The organism is Rhodococcus sp. MS13, assembly GCF_013277835.1.
GTDB classification, from domain to species: domain Bacteria; phylum Actinomycetota; class Actinomycetes; order Mycobacteriales; family Mycobacteriaceae; genus Rhodococcus_F; species Rhodococcus_F erythropolis.
The window spans coordinates 678,232-693,964 of sequence record NZ_VBTL01000002.1 but is presented as its reverse complement, the minus strand read 5'-3'; the positions used below and the strand labels follow the sequence as shown (position 1 = coordinate 693,964).

Below are 15,733 nucleotides of genomic sequence, written 5' to 3'. Positions count from 1 at the left end.
TTTGAGGAGTCGCAATGCCCACAATTCCCGTGCTCGACTCGACTGTGGCCTACCGCTCGTGCGGAGACGGAACACCCTTCGTACTTATCCACGGGAACCCCACATCCTCCTACCTGTGGCGAAACATCCTCCCGCAGATAGGAAATCTCGGCCAAGCGCTTGCCCCTGACCTCATCGGAATGGGCGCGTCGGGCAAACCGCCAATCGACTACGGTTTTCTCGACACCGCCCGCTACCTCGACGCATGGTTCGACCAGATGGATCTCGACGACGTCGTACTCGTCGGACACGACTGGGGCGGGGCACTTGCACTGGACTGGGCTGCCCGCCATCCCGAACGCGTTCGAGGTGTTGCCTTCTTCGAAACGATCCTGCGTCCGATGACCTGGGACGAGCACTTCCCGGGAGACGCACGAGCGCGGGTCGAGGCCCTGAGAGCTCCCGGTATCGGCGAGACGAAGGTACTCGACGAAAACTTCTTCCTCGAAATTGCGCTTCACAGAACAGTTCTCGGAGAGCTGTCCGAAACCGATGCTGAAACCTATCGCACCCCTTACCCCTCGCCGGAGAGTCGCCGGCCCCTTCTCGAGTGGCCACGGTCCTTCCCCGTCGAAGGAAGTCCCGGCGACGTGAATGCACGAGTGGCGGCGTACAGCGATTGGCTCGCAGAAAGCAGCGAGGTACCCAAACTCCTTCTCACCTTCAGCGGCCCCGCCGAACTTCTCATGATCGGACCTGACGAAGTCGCGTGGAGCCGATCGAATATCGCAAACCTCGAGGTGAAACAGTGCGGTCCCGCAGGACATCTCGCCCCGGAGGATCAGCCTGCGGCCATCGCGGCGGCGATCACCGAATGGACACAGCGGCAACACTGCTTCAGCCGCGACTGAAGTGGGACCGTCGCCACGTACTCTGAGCGCCGGTTTCCCCGACCCATGCGGTAGCGATCCAGACGGTGCTCCGAAATATGGGACCGACACCACCTCCGCCGGATTTGTCCGATATAACTAACTGGCGAGTACGCCGGTTGGGACGAGGTCGAGAACGAGGGGGCGTGTGTGGTGAACGAGGACGGGTTGGGGCGAACGTCGGGATCGGGGGCTCCACACCGGGTGGGCGGCTTTCTTTATCACCGCAACGGCGACCGGTGGGAGTGGTCGGACGAAGTCGCACGGATTCACGGATACGAACCCGACCAAGTGGCTCCGACGACGGAATTGATGCTCGCGCACAAGCATCCCGACGACCGAAGACACGTTGCCCAGACACTGCACGCCATCCGCACTTCAGGCGGCCCGTTCAGCAGCCGCCACCGCATCATCGACACCGCAGGGGACACTCACTCGGTAATCGTCGTCGGCGACAGCGTCGTGGACGAGTCGGGTGCTGTGGTCGGCAGCTCAGGCTTCTACATCGACGTCACCGAAACCCTGGACAGCACGGTGAAAGCATCTGTCGACGTGCTGGTCAACGAAATCACTGCTTCTCGCGGGGTGATCGAGCAAGCCAAAGGCATGCTCATGGTGATCTACGGAATCTCTGCCGATCGAGCTTTCGACATCCTCGTGTGGCGTTCGCAGGAGACCAACGTGAAACTCAGGGATGTTGCCGAGCAGTTGATAGTTCGCACGCTGGACGATTTCCGGGTCCCGACACTTCTGCGGACCCGGTTCGATCACTTGCTGTTACAGGGTTGAACTTCTAACCCGGCTGAACCACGAACTGGGAGATGCTTAAGGCGGTTCCCGTGGCTGGCTGCTCAACCTCGAGGAACCTCGCCCGCATTGATTCCGGGACGGTCCGATGCGGCCTATCCCCGTTGTTACCCAACGCGGAGTAAAAGGAAACTACTTGTCGTCAGACTTCTTCTCGGAGGTCTCCTCGACCAGTTCAGGCGCCTGTTCTCGAGTTGCCATTCCGCCGTCGCCGCCCTTGTCCACGGGCCCTGGGTGCCCACCCTTGGGCGACTGGTCGTTGTTGTCTTTCTCGGTCATGCGGTCATCCCCGTCATTTGGTCCTGTCAGTCATACGGCGTGCGGCCTTTCAGGAGCCTCGGCCCGCCTCCCTCTCAATCTAACGCTCTCAGCACTTCCCGCAACCCTCACCGGTTTTGTTTGCATTTCAGCGCTTTCGGGCAGGTGACTGCGAACAGCATTTCCGCGATGAGAGGTCGATCCCAGTGCGCGCAGTGACTTGGCAAGGCAAACGAAAAGTAAGCGTCGATACGGTTCCGGACCCGAAGATCGTCGAACCCAGTGACGCGATCATCAAGGTCACCACGACGAATATCTGCGGATCCGATCTGCACCTGTACGAGACTCTGGGTGCGTTCATGAATGCCGGCGACATTCTCGGTCATGAACCGATGGGCATCGTCGAAGAAGTCGGCTCGGAAGTCACGAATCTCGAGATAGGCGACCGCGTCGTGATCCCGTTCCAGATCTCGTGTGGCAACTGTTTCATGTGTGATTCGAGCCTCTACACACAGTGCGAGACGACTCAGGTCCGCGATCAGGGAACGGGCGCAGCGTTGTTCGGCTTCTCCGAGCTGTACGGCTCGGTGCCAGGCGGGCAGGCCGAGTACCTTCGAGTACCGCAAGCACATTTCACACACATCAAAGTTCCCGAAGGTCCCGCGGATTCGCGATTCGTCTACCTCTCCGACGTGCTTCCCACAGCCTGGCAGTCGGTTGAATACGCCGACATCCCGCCGGGTGGGTCCGTGACCATCCTCGGTCTCGGACCGATCGGTGATATGGCGGCCCGCATCGCTCACCACAAGGGATTTCGAGTAATCGGCGTGGACCGTGTACCCGAACGCCTTGCACGCCTTGCCGAACGCGGGATCGAAACCCTCAATCTCGACGACTACGGCAGCAAGATCGGTGACGCAGTCCGAGATGCGACGAACGGCCGTGGAACCGATTCGGTGATCGATGCTGTCGGAATGGAAGCTCACGGGTCTCCGATCGGAAAGCTCGCGCAGCAGTTCGTCGGACTCCTTCCCGATGCTCTTGCCGCGCCTGCGATGCGTAACGCAGGAATCGATCGACTCGGTGCGGTCTATTCGGCCATCGACATCGTTCGGCGCGGGGGGACGATTTCTCTGATCGGTGTATACGGCGGCATGGTTGATCCACTGCCGCTGATGACTATGTTCGACAAGCAGATTCAGCTCAGGATGGGTCAGGCGAACGTCAAGAAGTGGGTAGACGACATCATGCCTTTGCTCACTGATGACGACCCACTCGGCGTCGACACCTTTTCCACTCATCAGCTGCCGCTCGATCAGGCGCCACACGCCTACGAGATCTTTCAGAAAAAGCAGGAAGGCGCGGTCAAGATCCAACTGAAACCGCACGGGTAATAATCAGCACCGATTCCATCCACGTTCGACAGAAAGAAACTGAAACCGAAATGGCTCGCGAACTCACCGTCTCCGACAGCGTCGTCGTCAATGTCGACGCGCTTTCTCTCTACGAGCTCATCAGCGATCCCACTCGCATGGGCGACTGGAGTCCCGAAAACCTGGGAGCTACCTTGCGGGGAGACCGCGAAAGCGCTTTCCTGGGTATGGAGTTCGACGGGCACAACAAACGTGGGCGCGCGCAGTGGACCACAAGATGCACCGTCACCGCTGCCGACACCGGGAAACTGTTCGAATTCCGTGTTCACAAGATCGGCCTTGCCACGCCACGGATCTCTGCCGCTATTGCAACCTGGCGGTACCGATTTCAGCCCGTCCCCGGTGGAACCCGAGTTACCGAAACGTGGATCGACGACAGACGGGGCTGGCCGGATTTTGCGGCCGACATATTCGACAAGGTTGCCACCGGCGGAATGACGTTCGCCGACTTTCAGCGCGGCAACATCCGCAAGACGCTGCTGAACATCAAGAGCGCCGTTGAGCAGGAGGTATCCGGCATCGAAGGCAGCACCGGCTGACCGACCGGCACAGCTTGTGGCAGTTTCTGCCACTTTTGGTACAGTGCGGATATGGCAACAGCCCGCCGCACTGCACTACTTCTCCGCGTCTCGCAGAGTTGCGCTGCCGCTTTCGTCGAACGCGGCGACACTTCGACGACCATCGCGGAGCTCGCCGAACGGGCAGAAATCTCCGAGCGCACCTTCTATCGCTGCTTTGCCACCAAGGAAGAGAGCATCTGGCCGATGCTCGACGAGGGAAACCGCAGTCTTGCCACCGCCCTCAGCGCGCAATCCCGCGAATTCGGACTCTCAGCGGCAGTGAAGACGGCCTTTATCGCATCGGTCGGCGAGTCCTTCGAGCCGATGACTCGGAAACTGATGCCCATCATCTTCGATGACGCGGCACTCCGGAGAGTGTGGGAATCAGCAACTTTCGAGACGATGGAACTGATCCGCCCAGAAGTTGCACGTCTGATCGATCGGCCAGAAGGCTCGCTCGACACGACAGCGGCTTCGGGCCAGGCAACACTGGCGGTAGTGGCCGCACTGCGCGAGATGGCAGACCTCCGGACCCCCGCACCCAAGGCCATCACCCGCGCGCTCGGCGCGTTCTCGAAGCCCTATCTCGCAACACCAACAGGTTAGGAACAATCATGACTCAGGATCTCTCCGGAAAAATCGTTCTCGTCACTGGCGGCGCACGCGGCCTGGGCGAGGCGTTTTCGCGCGGCATCGTCGCGGGTAACGGCCGCGTCGTCATCGGCGACCTACTCGACGACGAGGGTCGAGCAGTGGCCGAATCTCTCGGCGACGCAGCACGTTACGTTCACCTCGACGTCACCGATCCGGCGTCTTGGAAGTCCGCCGCCGAGTACGCGGTATCCGAATTCGGCGCGATCAACGGTTTGGTCAACAACGCCGGAATCTCGGCGTCCGGCCAGACGGTCACTGAAGAACCGCTCGAGACGTTCCAACGCATCATCCAGATCAACCTGGTGTCCGTACACACCGGTATCCACACGGTGGTGCCGTTCATGAAGGCAGCAGGCGGCGGATCCATCGTGAACATCTCCTCGGCCGCCGGCCTGATGGGCATGGCCCTGACCAGCGGTTACGGCGCAGCCAAGTGGGGCGTGCGTGGGCTGAGCAAGATCGCCGCCGTCGAACTCGGTCGCGACAAGATTCGGGTCAACTCCGTGCACCCCGGCATGGTCCTCACCCCCATGACTGCGCCGACGGGCATCAGCCTCGAAGAGGGCGCATTCCCCAACAATCCGTATCGCCGTGTCGGTCGCCCGGAGGAGTTGGTCGGTGCGGTCACCTACCTACTTTCCGACGATGCCTCGTACACAACAGGTTCCGAGATCGCCGTCGACGGTGGTTGGACCGCCGGACCGTCGATCGAATACATCGCCGGCCAGTAAGGCAGGGATCCGTTCCCGCCTGAACCTGCGCATTCCGAACGTCCTCAGGTAGATACCAACGTCTCCCTGATTGCATTCGGAGAACTCAACTTTCGCAGGCGCTGCAGCGCACGATGCAGGTCGAGTGACACCTGGTCGGTCGTACGGGCGAGCGATGTTGCCGTCGCCTCACTGTCGAGGCCGACGATCAACCGCAACACCAGGACATCGCGTTCGACAACCGGGAGCGCTGTTGGAGGCGGGAGCGGCCCACTGCTGAACCGGTCGGATGCCGCCCGAGCAATCGCGACGCTTGTACTCACGTACAGCAGGCGCAGGAAAGGCTGATTCGCCGCCGATCCGTCACAAACTGCCGTGAGAACAGAGATGCATGCAGCATCCGCGGCGGAGTCGGAGACGGCCCGATCAAGCTCGGCGCGGCACCGCAGCACAACCATCGGGCGAAACACTGCGTACAAATCGGTCATGGCTTCATGGCTACCGCTCCGTGCCGCGGCGGCCAACATCTCGAGCGAGCCTTCCTGCAACATGGGCTTACAATCTCTCTCGACCCGAAATTCGTCGTGTAGCCGGGGGATCAGCTGGATCCGAACAGTCCGGCGAAGGGGTTCACTGTCGGCGCGGGTGCCTGATCTCGCCCGCCTTGCCATTGGTTCTGATTGCCCCAATCGTTGCCCTGATTCCAGTTACCACCCTGGTTCCAGCCGCCGTTTCCACCACGGTCCCAATCGTGCGAGTGATCGCCCCCTGATCTCCATACCAACTGTTATCGGCCTGTGTTACATCATGATTCACAGCATCTGCCGAGGCCGGTGCGGCGAGCACGGCAATGGGTACGGTCAATACCGCACCCGTCACCGCGAGCTTGGCACAGAAGTACTTCCTACGTTGTTCCGGTGCGGATAGTCGTGTCATGATCGATCCCTTCTCCGAAGATTTCTCCAGACTCTCTCTGGCTGTCCCGAACGGGGCACACACCAGTGAAGTCCCGCATCCTGGCCGTCCACTGGCACAACCCTGGCAGATTCCTGGCAGGGCTGACTTCAAACCGAACGCCTTGCACTACACAATGTTCCGATGCCGGCTCGTTGTTGTTCGCGCCCCAGTTCCGACCGTTCCGTTCCAGGCGGCAAGGGGTCGCTCGGGCGTAAAGTCGAGAGAGTTCGGCTCAGTCGTCCAGAGCGGAAGGACACCCAGAAAATGCGGAGCGATGGAGATACGTGGGACATCGTCAGTAGCGTCGGACTCACCGCGCTTGCAGTGGCGACCTTCCGCGCATTGGAAAGCGCCCGCTCGGACGCGATCATCGAAGACAAGTTCGCATCGTGGTTCGTAGAAGCTGCAGCGGAGCCGCATTTCACAGCTCTTCTGAAAGATCCGGCACTCCTCGACGACACACCCTTCGGCGGTTTCATGGGATTGCGAACCAGGTTCTTCGACGAATTCTTCTTGTCGTCAACCGAATCCGGAGTAAAGCAGGCGGTAATCGTTGCGGCGGGGTTGGATTCGCGTGCGTACCGGCTGGATTGGAACTCAGAATCCACAGTGTTCGAAGTAGATCAACCAAAGGTACTGGAGTTCAAAGCCGAAGTGCTCGCGGCGCGCGACGCCCAGCCGAAAACTGATCGACGCACTGTGCCTACGGATCTGCGCAACGACTGGCCGGCTGCGCTCGCGGAGGCGGGTTTCGATCCGAAGGAACCTACTGCATGGTCCGCAGAAGGCCTGCTCGCTTATCTCCCCGGCCCGGCCCACGACGCCCTGTTCGAGCGGATCGACGAACTCTCGGCCACTGGTAGTCGGTTGGCAGTGAACGACTTTCCGGCCGGCACGGACCCGAAGAAGCTGGCGACCATCAGATCCAAGTACTTTGCCGAGAACCCGTTCGGAGACCTGGACATTTCGCAACTGTTCTACAGCGACAAACGATCCGATCCCGGCCGGTGGCTCACTGAACACAATTGGACCGTCCGACGCTTCAGCTCGGTGGAGTTGGCAGATCTGTACGATCGCCGGATTCCTGATCTCCCCGAAGAGATCGCCGCACTGTCGACGCAGCCTTCTTTCCTGGCCGCGACCAAGAACTAACTCTGGCAGTCCTCACGAAAGTTACTCGGGTGCAGTATTTCTCCGTTTTGTCCAGCTTCACTATGCGTGTCACCACGACAAGTAGTTGACGGTACTCGAGGATGAACCGATTCAGTACTTCAGGCTGAGTACGTCTACACCTCAGACGGACGCGCGCCGAAGAGAACGCTGATGAAATGAGTCCATGAAACTCGAACACGCACGCAGGAAGAGTCGCCCGCTCACGCTGGTGGCACTTGCCTCCGCAGCGGTATTCGCCCTCGCCGCATGTACTTCCGGGCCGGATTCTGCACAGACCTCTGACAACAGCACAAAGGTCTCCGCCACCGAGACACCCACGACAGTCACGATCCCCGACAGCCCCGTCGGCAAGCAGATCAGCTGGCTTCTCAGTGCGTTCAACACGAGCGCGCCATTGCCCCAGGAAGAAATCGCCGAGCACTTCGGACCCACCGCACCAGTTGTCCTGACGCCTCCGGACTTCGACTCCATCCGAGCCGGACAGCCCTGGACAACAGTGAATTACAAGGGAGGCGATACCGACGGCACCGTTTCCATCACCAGTACCACCGGCGGCGCGTTCGACATAAACGTCGTCGTCGACGGCAACGGGTTGGTCCTTGGAATGGCGATAACACCGACCAAAGACGACCATGTGCCTGCCGCATCGTGGCAAGAGCTCGAGGCAGCTGTCAAAGCACTTCCCGCGCCGACGAACTTGACCGTCACCGAGGTCACCGGCGGAAAGAACGCCGAAGTCTTCGGTGTCGGCGACACCTCACCACAGCCCACAGGGTCAACGATCAAGCTGTACGTTCTCGGCGCGGTCGCGACGGCTGTCCAGAACGGGACACTCTCGTGGGATCAGAAGCTCACCATCACCGACGACCTCAAGTCGATGCCCGGCGGGACAATGCAGGACCTGCCGTCGGGAACCGAAGTCACGGTCCGGGAGACCGCCGGCAAGATGATCTCGATCAGCGACAACACCGCCACCGACATGCTGATCGCTGCTGTCGGGCGCGAGCAGGTCGAGGCCGAGTTCGCCCCGATGGGCATGGCGGATCCTTCGCTCAACATTCCACTGAAGCCGACCCGCGCACTGTTCCAACTCGGCTGGGGCAACGATGGCGCACAACGTATCGCCTGGCGCGACGGAACCCCGGACGAGCGTCGAGCAATACTGGCGGCACTACCTGGCGGCCTGGTGGACATCCCGGCGTCAGCATTCACCACCCCCGCATGGCCTTTCGACATCGACTGGTTCGCCTCGCCCGCCGACCTGCGTGCCGCGTTGGTCTCGTTGCAAGAGATGGCGAAGACCGAGAGCGGTGCACCGGTTCGAGACATACTGGCCGAAGATCCGGCGCTCGGTGACGAGTCCGCGAAATGGTTCACCTACGGCGGATTCAAGGGCGGCAGCTCCATCGGGGTCCTTGCGGGTGCCTACTACGTTGAACACGACGATCGCGCCTGGGTCGTCACCATGCAAACTCATGGTGACGACGCTGCCCTGGTTGCCGATCCGGCTCTGTACTTCGATCCGGTCGACGACGCGATGCTCCTGATCCAGAAGGATGCGACCAGCTAGAACGCACGTCCCAGCGCGAGCCGACGTCACCGAAAGGCCTGTCCCGACAAGTGAATCGTCGGGCAGGCCTTTGTCATCCCTCAGGAGAGTACGACGCTCTCGAGTCTGTCCGCGATCGCTTTGCCGACACCCCAGTCGAGTGCTGCACACCCGACCGACTTGAACACCGTGCGACCGTGGCGCTCCACGCCGGATTCCATTACCGCGCCCAGTGATCGAAGGTCGGAGATGGGGAACTCTCGCTCGATTGCCGACCGAACTTCGCCCGACCCCTCCAGGCATCCGGCCACGTCGTCCAGCACGGTGACCGTCGAGGCATCGATGAGCCCGGCAGGCAGTTCCGTCATCGAAGGACGGAAAGATCCGACTGCATTGACGTGGACGTTTGCCGGTAGTGCTGCGAGGTCGAACAACGGTGACGTGGCACCGGTCGCACAACACACCACGTCAGCATTTGCGACACATTGGTTTGCCGACCCTGCTACCGAAAACCGGAGTCCTGGATGCCGAACTTTCGCTTCGTCGACAAATCGTTGTGCATGGGCGAGGGTCCGACTGTATACCGAAATCTCTTCGAATTCCCTTACTGCACAGCAGGAATCAAGTTGTGTCCCGGCCTGGGCGCCGGAGCCGAGGATCGCCAGACGCCGGACCCTTTCCGGCGCCAGTACGTCCGTTGCCACGCCAGAGACCGCACCGGTTCGCAGCGCGGTGAACCGGTGGGCTTCCACACTGAACCGCGGAAGCCCGGTGGCTCCGTCGTACCAGAGCACAGTGCCTTCGATGCGCCTACTTCCGTCGATGTCGTAGATCGTCAACGTCTTGACAACGGCGTCGCGGGTGGACCGATGCAGTGCAGACATCACGAGCAACTGGCCGTCCGCCACGACCGTTCGCGGTGGTTGTTCGAGCCTCCCCTCGTGAAGTTCGGTGATGGCACTGGCCACCGCTGCGACGGCGACCCCGACCGGAATCAGCGAGTCGAGCCTGGCGAGGTCGATGTGTGGAGCCACTGCATGATCTTCGATTTCCATCTTTTCGATTCCGTTTCTCGGGGTGTACTTCAGGGCTAGTTCACTGAAATTCCTTGACATCCAATCGGTAAGGTATTACACCTAATGCATCCTCGCAAGGCTCCGTACGAACCCGCCGTTCCGAACGAACGGCCCGAAGGTGGATCTGATGGACAAAACAATGACGCGGTTCTCGAGGCGTACCGCTCTGATCGGAACTGCAACAGCACTCGCACTGGTTCTCGGTGGTTGTTCAGGCGCAGCTAAGGACGCAGGCGCTTCGTCCGAGCCCGCCGGCGAGCCGCAGCGGGGCGGTGAACTGCGAGTTTCTATCGGCGCAGAACCGATTGCACCTGCGTTCGACATGGGAACCATGGCCGTCACCTCGGTGGGCACGGCATCGATCGCCACCCTCGCCTACAACGGACTGGTCGACTTCCAGGACGGTCAGGCGGTACCCGAACTTGCTACGTCCTGGAAGCAGACTTCCCCCACTCAATACGTCTTCGCCCTCCGCGACGGTGTGAAGTTCACCGACGGAACGCCGTTCGATGCCGAAGCCGTCAAATTCAATCTCGATCGATTGCTCGACCCGAACGGAACGGGTGCGAACCTGCCTCCGTCTTTGGAGTCGGTCGAGGTCAGCGCACCCAATGAAGTAACCATGAATCTCTCCACCCCGGCCGGAGGGTTCGTCGCCTCGTTGCGCCGTGGACGGGTGATGATGATGTCCCCCACCGCCGTGACGCAATACGCCAAGACCGATCCGTTCAAAGCTTCGGTGGGCACCGGTCCGTACAAGTTCGAGGAGTACAAGACCGGTCAGTACATCAGGCTCGTCCGCAACGACGACTACTGGGCTGACGACAACTACCTGGACTCGATCAAGATCTCGATCCTTCCGGACCCGACCACCTCGATGCAGGCATTCGTCAACGGGGAACTCGATGTCCTCGGTGTGACACCGGCCCAACTCGCACAAGTCAAAAGCCGAGGCAACTCGGTCATCAAGACGTCGATCAGCAACACGTTCAACTACGTCAGTTTCAACCAGGCGGTCAAGCCTTTCGACAACGTCGACGTCCGCCGCGGATTCTCTGCGGCGATCAACCGTGACGGTATCGCACAGGGCATTTACCAGGGATACGCCGACCCGGCGAGTGGGCCCCTCAGCCCGAAAATCGGCGATGCATACTCGGACCTCTCCGGCCTTGCCTCACAGACGTTTTCAACAGACAAGGCAAAGGAATTCCTGAAGAACGGAAACTTCGACTTCGGTACGACGGTTCCGTTCAGCACCTTCACCCAGGCCCCGTTCTCGACAGAAGCCGATGCGGTTGCCGAACAGCTCCAGAACGTCGGTGTCAAAGTCGACCTGAGCAAAGAGGAGTTCGGATCCTGGGCTCAGAAGATCTACACCGCAAAGAATTTCACGGTCATGAACAGCGGCCAGACCACGGCCACCGTCGATCCCGACGAGATTCTCTACCCCTTGTTCCACAGTAAGGGCGATCTGAACGCCTCTTCGATCAACGATCCTGAACTCGACAAGCTGCTCGACGCTGCCCGCGCCGAACAGGATCCGCAGCAACGGGCACAGATGTACCAGCAGGCATCCAAGCTGATCGCGGACAATGCATACGCAGCGTTCACCGTGTACCCGCAGAAGATCGCCGCAACCAGCCCGTCGGTCGGCGGATACGAATTCACGGAGGGTGGCACCAACCCGCTCTCGAGGGTTTGGCTCGCGAAGTGAGCGTGATCGAAGCGGTACCTGATTCCGATATGCCGCCGAAGGAGCGAGAGCCCGCGCCCTCGTCCGGTCGGCTGCGTCGAATCGCGCGCACCCTGTTGATCAATGCCGCGCAGCTGGGAATCGTCGGACTCGCCGCAACTTTCCTGATGTTCGTACTTCTTCGGACAATCCCAGGGGACCCCGCTCGCACGGTAAGCGGTCCCGGCGGGTCCGTCAGTCCAGAGCAGATCGCACGTATTCGTTCCGAACTCGGCCTCGACCAGCCGGTGGTGGTCCAGTATTTCGACTGGCTGTCCGCAGCCGCTCGCGGCGACCTCGGAAAGTCGTTGGTGCTCAACGACTCGGTGACAACCTTGCTGTCCGACCGCATCGTCGTAACACTCCAACTGGGCATGTACGCGCTTGCCTTCGCATTGTTGGTGGCGGTACCACTGAGCGTCCTCGCTTCGAGGTTCACCAGCGATCGCGCGAACCGGAGTGTGCGACTGGTCGGAACTCTGGGTATCGCAGTACCAAGCTTCTGGTTGGCTCTCCTGTTGATCATCGCATTCCAGAACGTCTTGCCGACGTTCGGATACTCGTCGCTCAGTGATGGTATCGGCGCACATTTCCAACACATGATTCTTCCGACCATTGCGCTGGGTGTCGGTATGTCGACCCTGCTCTTCGAGACCACGCGTGCATCCCTGATCGGCACACTCAACTCCGATTACGTCCGGACGGCAAGGTCGTTCGGGATCCCCGAGCGTCGCGTTTACTCTCGATACGCACTACGGAACGCACTACTTCCCACTGTGACGATCGCCGGACTGGAGATGGGCGCGCTGATGGGCGGAGCACTCCTCGTCGAAAATGCTTTTGCCGTTCCCGGTATGGGCCGACTCCTCGTTCAATCCGTCTTGGCTCGCGACTACACAGTGGTGCAGGGTTGCATCCTCGTGCTGGTCATCGTTGTCGTATCTGTCAATCTTCTGATGGATGTCGTCTATTCCCTCATCGATCCCAGAGTCAGGACCGACAATGACTGAGTCATTCGGGGCTGCGCTTTCCCCGTCGTCCCCAATCGCGCCGAGCACACGTCAGCGGCGCCGATTCATGGCCCGCATTCTCTCCTTGCCTGGTCAGAAGGTGGCATGGAGCATTCTGTTCGTACTGGTGTCGGCGGCCGTGCTCGCGCCTCTTCTCGCGCCGCACTCCCCCAACGTCCAAGATCTCACCTCGACTCTCGCCCCACCCAGCGGTGAGCATCTCCTCGGAACCGACGATCTGGGTCGAGATCAGTTGAGCCGTCTGCTGTTCGGACTCCGCACGTCACTCGCCGTCAGTGCTGCCGTGACGTTGGGTGTCATGGTCATCGGGCTACCGCTGGGAATGCTGGCAGGTTTCACCCGGGGAATTGCGAACACCGTCATTGCTCGACTCATCGATGTCGGGTTGGCCTTGCCGTCGTTGCTGCTCGCGCTCGCGCTCATCGCCGCGATGGGAGCCGGAGTCACCAGTACGATCATCGCTCTCGTTGCGGGCTACACGCCGTATCTGGCACGGGTCACCCGCAGTGTCGTGCTCAAGATTCGTGAAGAGGAATACATCGACAGCGCAGCCGTGAGCGGAGTTCCGACCTGGCGCATCATCGTTCGGCACGTCACGCCGAACATGATCGAATCAGTGTCGGTTCAGCTGACCCTGATCTTCGCCTTCACCGTCATCGCCGAAGCCGGGCTCAGCTTCGTCGGCCTCGGTATCCAGCCACCGACCTCGTCTCTCGGCAACATGCTCGCCCTCGGGTCGACCCACAGCATCGACCTGCCTTTGATGTCGATAGTCCCCGGATGCACCATCGCCCTCGTCGTCATCACGTTGCTGGTCTGCGGAGACGGCCTTCGCCACGCGCTCGACCCGAGGAGCAACCGATGACGAAACCGCTACTGTCGATCACGGATCTCCACGTAGCTCTGTCCGACAATCCCGCACTGCGACCAGTGGACGGAGTCAGCTTCCACATAGATTCGGGTGAGAGCGTCGCTCTGGTCGGTGAAAGCGGTTGCGGCAAATCAGTAACGTCGTACTCCGTACTCGGTCTCCTCGAAGGGTCCCTGGCTGCGCATGGAGAGATGGTCTTCGACGGCCGACGATTCGACATGTCCGACCGTGGTGCGCTGGCGCCGCTTCGAGGCACAGACATTGCGATGATCCCCCAGGACCCCGGAACCTCGCTGAACCCGGTAGTGAGCATCGAACGACAACTCGGCGATCTCGTCCGCATCCACCACAAGCTCTCCAAACGCGTTGCCGCCAAACGAGTACGCGAACTGCTGGCCCGAGTCGGGATTCCGGCCCCGGATCGGGTTGCCGGAGCGTTTCCTTTCGAACTGTCCGGTGGCATGCGACAACGTGTACTGATCGCAATGGCTCTGGCCTGCGAACCGACGATGCTGATCGCCGATGAGCCGACCACCGCCCTGGACACCACCGTGCAGGCGCAGATCATGGACCTGTTGCAAAGTCTCATAGCAGACGAGGGGATGTCCATGATGTTCATCTCGCACGATCTCGGACTGGTTTCACAACACTGCAACCGGGCGTACGTGATGTACGCGGGCAAGATCGTCGAATCCGGATCGGTCGACAACGTACTGCGTGAACCGGAGCACCCCTACACGCATGCGCTGGTCGACTGTTTGGAAAGTATGAACTCGGGTGCACGACGCTTGAAGACGGTACGAGGGATCGTTCCGGCGTTGCCTGACCGAAAGCACGGTTGCCACTTCGCGCCACGCTGCGATCGCGCGGGAGACGAATGTCTTTCCATCTCACCCGAACTCGAAAGGAGTGGACACAGTCTCGCGGCCTGTCTGCACCCGATGACAGGCTCACATCAGCACGTTTCGGCAAGTGAGGTGGCTCGATGACTACGCACCAATTCGTTTCCACACGCGAAGTAGCCCGATTGGAGGGGATCACCCATTCCTTCCGCACCCGTCTGGGAGGCCGTGCCGTGCAGGCACTTCGGGGCGTCGACCTGTCGATCCCGGCAGGGCGGTCTCTCGGACTGGTCGGCGAAAGCGGAAGCGGAAAGTCAACTCTCGGTCGGGTTGTGACCGGCCTGCTCGAGCCGTCCGGCGGCAACCTGGAAATACTGGGGCAGCGTGTCACCGGCAAGTCCTCTCGCAAGCGAGCCCCGGGATCTGTGCAGATGATCTTCCAGAACCCGCGAGCATCGATCGATCCGAAGCTGCCAATCTGGCGTGCCGTCGCCGAACCCCTACGCATCGGCGGGCATTCGGCGCGACGCAAGGACGTCGACGACTTGCTCGACCGCGCCGGACTGAGTGCGTCGTACGGAGATATGTACGCGCACCAGCTTTCCGGCGGGCAGTGCCAGCGAGTGGCCATCGCACGCGCCGTCGCCGCGAAACCGCAACTCATCGTCGCCGACGAACCTGTCTCCGCCCTGGATGTTTCGGTACAGGCACAGATCCTCAATCTCCTCAAGGACATTCAAGAGGACTCCGGAACATCCTTCCTTTTCATCAGCCATGATCTAGGAGTCGTTCGATTCTTCTGCGACGAGGTTGCCGTCCTGTATCTGGGTCAGGTGCAGGAGTACGGTTCGACCGAGAGCATTCTGACCGACCCCGCACACCCGTACACGCGGGCATTGGCCTCGGCATCGCCGACACTGTTCTCCGAAGCTGCGCGAGAGCGAATCATCCTCACCGGCGAGCCCCCGAAGCCTGACAACCCGCCGAGCGGCTGTGTCTTTCACGAGAGATGTCACCTGCGCATCGGCGCGATCTGCGACACGGTCTCGCCTCCGACGTATTCCACGCCCTCAGGCGAGGCGCGTTGTCATCTTTACGCCCCGCCTCACTCCGCGAGTTCATGATCAGGTCACTGCCTTGATCGAAACATTCTCCTCCACAACAACTACCCG

The 15,733-nt window shown here is 60.7% G+C and carries 17 protein-coding genes; 13 read left to right on the top strand and 4 right to left on the bottom strand.

Annotation, left to right across the window (positions count from 1 at the left end):
- The first annotated feature begins 14 nt into the window (after positions 1-14).
- The gene (locus FEZ59_RS05585; protein ID WP_172932356.1) at positions 15-890 is read left to right on the top strand and encodes a haloalkane dehalogenase; all 876 of its coding nucleotides are present in this window, start codon (positions 15-17) and stop codon (positions 888-890) included.
- A 168-nt stretch (positions 891-1,058) separates the two neighbouring features.
- A complete protein-coding gene (locus FEZ59_RS05580) occupies positions 1,059-1,697 on the top strand; it encodes a PAS and ANTAR domain-containing protein (RefSeq protein WP_019747203.1) in 639 nt (212 codons plus the stop codon).
- Positions 1,698-1,847: 150 nt separating this feature from the next.
- Here the strand turns inward: FEZ59_RS05580 and FEZ59_RS05575 are convergent, their stop codons facing one another.
- Positions 1,848-1,994 (bottom strand): hypothetical protein, encoded by a 147-nt coding sequence (locus FEZ59_RS05575; RefSeq protein WP_019747202.1) that lies wholly within the window; start codon positions 1,992-1,994, stop codon positions 1,848-1,850.
- Positions 1,995-2,179: 185 nt separating this feature from the next.
- On the opposite strand from FEZ59_RS05575, the gene FEZ59_RS05570 reads away from it, so the two are divergent.
- Genes FEZ59_RS05570 through FEZ59_RS05555 form a run of 4 tightly spaced genes read left to right on the top strand, consistent with a single transcriptional unit; the run spans position 2,180 to position 5,351 of the window.
- Positions 2,180-3,367 (top strand): zinc-dependent alcohol dehydrogenase, encoded by a 1,188-nt coding sequence (locus tag FEZ59_RS05570; RefSeq protein WP_019747201.1) that lies wholly within the window; start codon positions 2,180-2,182, stop codon positions 3,365-3,367.
- A 50-nt stretch (positions 3,368-3,417) separates the two neighbouring features.
- Positions 3,418-3,945 (top strand): SRPBCC family protein, encoded by a 528-nt coding sequence (locus FEZ59_RS05565; RefSeq protein ID WP_020968645.1) that lies wholly within the window; start codon positions 3,418-3,420, stop codon positions 3,943-3,945.
- Between the two features lie 51 nt (positions 3,946-3,996).
- Positions 3,997-4,572, top strand: a complete 576-nt coding sequence (locus FEZ59_RS05560) for a TetR/AcrR family transcriptional regulator (protein ID WP_172932355.1) — start codon at positions 3,997-3,999, stop codon at positions 4,570-4,572.
- Between the two features lie 8 nt (positions 4,573-4,580).
- Entirely contained in the window at positions 4,581-5,351 is a 771-nt protein-coding gene (locus FEZ59_RS05555) for an SDR family oxidoreductase (protein ID WP_172932354.1), read from the top strand.
- A gap of 44 nt (positions 5,352-5,395) precedes the next feature.
- On the opposite strand, the gene FEZ59_RS05550 is transcribed toward FEZ59_RS05555, so the two are convergent.
- Both FEZ59_RS05550 and FEZ59_RS05545 read right to left on the bottom strand, forming a co-directional pair.
- The gene (locus tag FEZ59_RS05550; protein ID WP_021333191.1) at positions 5,396-5,881 is read right to left on the bottom strand and encodes an RNA polymerase subunit sigma; all 486 of its coding nucleotides are present in this window, start codon (positions 5,879-5,881) and stop codon (positions 5,396-5,398) included.
- 79 nt (positions 5,882-5,960) lie between these two features.
- Positions 5,961-6,266 (bottom strand): hypothetical protein, encoded by a 306-nt coding sequence (locus FEZ59_RS05545; RefSeq protein ID WP_172932353.1) that lies wholly within the window; start codon positions 6,264-6,266, stop codon positions 5,961-5,963.
- 285 nt (positions 6,267-6,551) lie between these two features.
- Between FEZ59_RS05545 and FEZ59_RS05540 the strand changes: the two genes are divergently transcribed.
- Both FEZ59_RS05540 and FEZ59_RS05535 read left to right on the top strand, forming a co-directional pair.
- Complete coding sequence (locus FEZ59_RS05540; RefSeq protein ID WP_029537649.1) at positions 6,552-7,439, top strand: SAM-dependent methyltransferase; 888 nt, start codon at positions 6,552-6,554, stop codon at positions 7,437-7,439.
- A gap of 184 nt (positions 7,440-7,623) precedes the next feature.
- The gene (locus tag FEZ59_RS05535) at positions 7,624-9,030 is read left to right on the top strand and encodes a serine hydrolase (RefSeq protein WP_046378053.1); all 1,407 of its coding nucleotides are present in this window, start codon (positions 7,624-7,626) and stop codon (positions 9,028-9,030) included.
- Between the two features lie 80 nt (positions 9,031-9,110).
- Here FEZ59_RS05535 and FEZ59_RS05530 read toward each other — a convergent pair whose 3' ends face one another.
- On the bottom strand, positions 9,111-10,064 hold the full coding sequence (locus FEZ59_RS05530) for a hypothetical protein (RefSeq protein WP_021343109.1): 954 nt from the start codon (positions 10,062-10,064) through the stop codon (positions 9,111-9,113).
- 148 nt (positions 10,065-10,212) lie between these two features.
- On the opposite strand from FEZ59_RS05530, the gene FEZ59_RS05525 reads away from it, so the two are divergent.
- From FEZ59_RS05525 to FEZ59_RS05505, 5 genes are read left to right on the top strand one after another with little or no spacing between them, the layout of a single operon-like run.
- The gene (locus tag FEZ59_RS05525) at positions 10,213-11,799 is read left to right on the top strand and encodes an ABC transporter substrate-binding protein (protein WP_128636513.1); all 1,587 of its coding nucleotides are present in this window, start codon (positions 10,213-10,215) and stop codon (positions 11,797-11,799) included.
- Positions 11,796-12,827, top strand: a complete 1,032-nt coding sequence (locus tag FEZ59_RS05520) for an ABC transporter permease (protein ID WP_021343107.1) — start codon at positions 11,796-11,798, stop codon at positions 12,825-12,827. The genes FEZ59_RS05525 and FEZ59_RS05520 overlap by 4 nt, the downstream gene beginning before the upstream one ends.
- Positions 12,820-13,713, top strand: coding sequence for an ABC transporter permease (locus FEZ59_RS05515; protein WP_031332944.1), 894 nt, complete (start codon positions 12,820-12,822; stop codon positions 13,711-13,713). The genes FEZ59_RS05520 and FEZ59_RS05515 overlap by 8 nt, the downstream gene beginning before the upstream one ends.
- Positions 13,710-14,708 (top strand): ABC transporter ATP-binding protein, encoded by a 999-nt coding sequence (locus FEZ59_RS05510; protein ID WP_069147090.1) that lies wholly within the window; start codon positions 13,710-13,712, stop codon positions 14,706-14,708. The genes FEZ59_RS05515 and FEZ59_RS05510 overlap by 4 nt, the downstream gene beginning before the upstream one ends.
- Positions 14,705-15,685 carry an oligopeptide/dipeptide ABC transporter ATP-binding protein gene (locus FEZ59_RS05505; RefSeq protein WP_021343104.1) on the top strand — a complete coding sequence of 327 codons (981 nt, stop codon included), beginning with the start codon at positions 14,705-14,707 and terminating at the stop codon, positions 15,683-15,685. Before FEZ59_RS05510 ends, FEZ59_RS05505 begins: the two co-directional genes overlap by 4 nt.
- The last annotated feature ends 48 nt before the right edge of the window (positions 15,686-15,733 follow it).

What these genes read in the sequence shown, in the direction of transcription:
- FEZ59_RS05525 (WP_128636513.1), top strand. Translation starts at nt 10,213, where the DNA reads ATGGACAAAACAATGACGCGGTTCTCGAGGCGTACCGCTCTGATCGGA.
- FEZ59_RS05535 (WP_046378053.1), top strand. Translation starts at nt 7,624, where the DNA reads ATGAAACTCGAACACGCACGCAGGAAGAGTCGCCCGCTCACGCTGGTG.
- FEZ59_RS05540 (WP_029537649.1), top strand. Translation starts at nt 6,552, where the DNA reads ATGCGGAGCGATGGAGATACGTGGGACATCGTCAGTAGCGTCGGACTC.
- FEZ59_RS05565 (WP_020968645.1), top strand. Translation starts at nt 3,418, where the DNA reads ATGGCTCGCGAACTCACCGTCTCCGACAGCGTCGTCGTCAATGTCGAC.
- FEZ59_RS05530 (WP_021343109.1), bottom strand. Translation starts at nt 10,064, where the DNA reads ATGGAAATCGAAGATCATGCAGTGGCTCCACACATCGACCTCGCCAGG.
- FEZ59_RS05550 (WP_021333191.1), bottom strand. Translation starts at nt 5,881, where the DNA reads ATGTTGCAGGAAGGCTCGCTCGAGATGTTGGCCGCCGCGGCACGGAGC.
- FEZ59_RS05505 (WP_021343104.1), top strand. Translation starts at nt 14,705, where the DNA reads ATGACTACGCACCAATTCGTTTCCACACGCGAAGTAGCCCGATTGGAG.
- FEZ59_RS05545 (WP_172932353.1), bottom strand. Translation starts at nt 6,266, where the DNA reads ATGACACGACTATCCGCACCGGAACAACGTAGGAAGTACTTCTGTGCC.
- FEZ59_RS05560 (WP_172932355.1), top strand. Translation starts at nt 3,997, where the DNA reads ATGGCAACAGCCCGCCGCACTGCACTACTTCTCCGCGTCTCGCAGAGT.
- FEZ59_RS05575 (WP_019747202.1), bottom strand. Translation starts at nt 1,994, where the DNA reads ATGACCGAGAAAGACAACAACGACCAGTCGCCCAAGGGTGGGCACCCA.
- FEZ59_RS05510 (WP_069147090.1), top strand. Translation starts at nt 13,710, where the DNA reads ATGACGAAACCGCTACTGTCGATCACGGATCTCCACGTAGCTCTGTCC.
- FEZ59_RS05585 (WP_172932356.1), top strand. Translation starts at nt 15, where the DNA reads ATGCCCACAATTCCCGTGCTCGACTCGACTGTGGCCTACCGCTCGTGC.
- FEZ59_RS05515 (WP_031332944.1), top strand. Translation starts at nt 12,820, where the DNA reads ATGACTGAGTCATTCGGGGCTGCGCTTTCCCCGTCGTCCCCAATCGCG.
- FEZ59_RS05555 (WP_172932354.1), top strand. Translation starts at nt 4,581, where the DNA reads ATGACTCAGGATCTCTCCGGAAAAATCGTTCTCGTCACTGGCGGCGCA.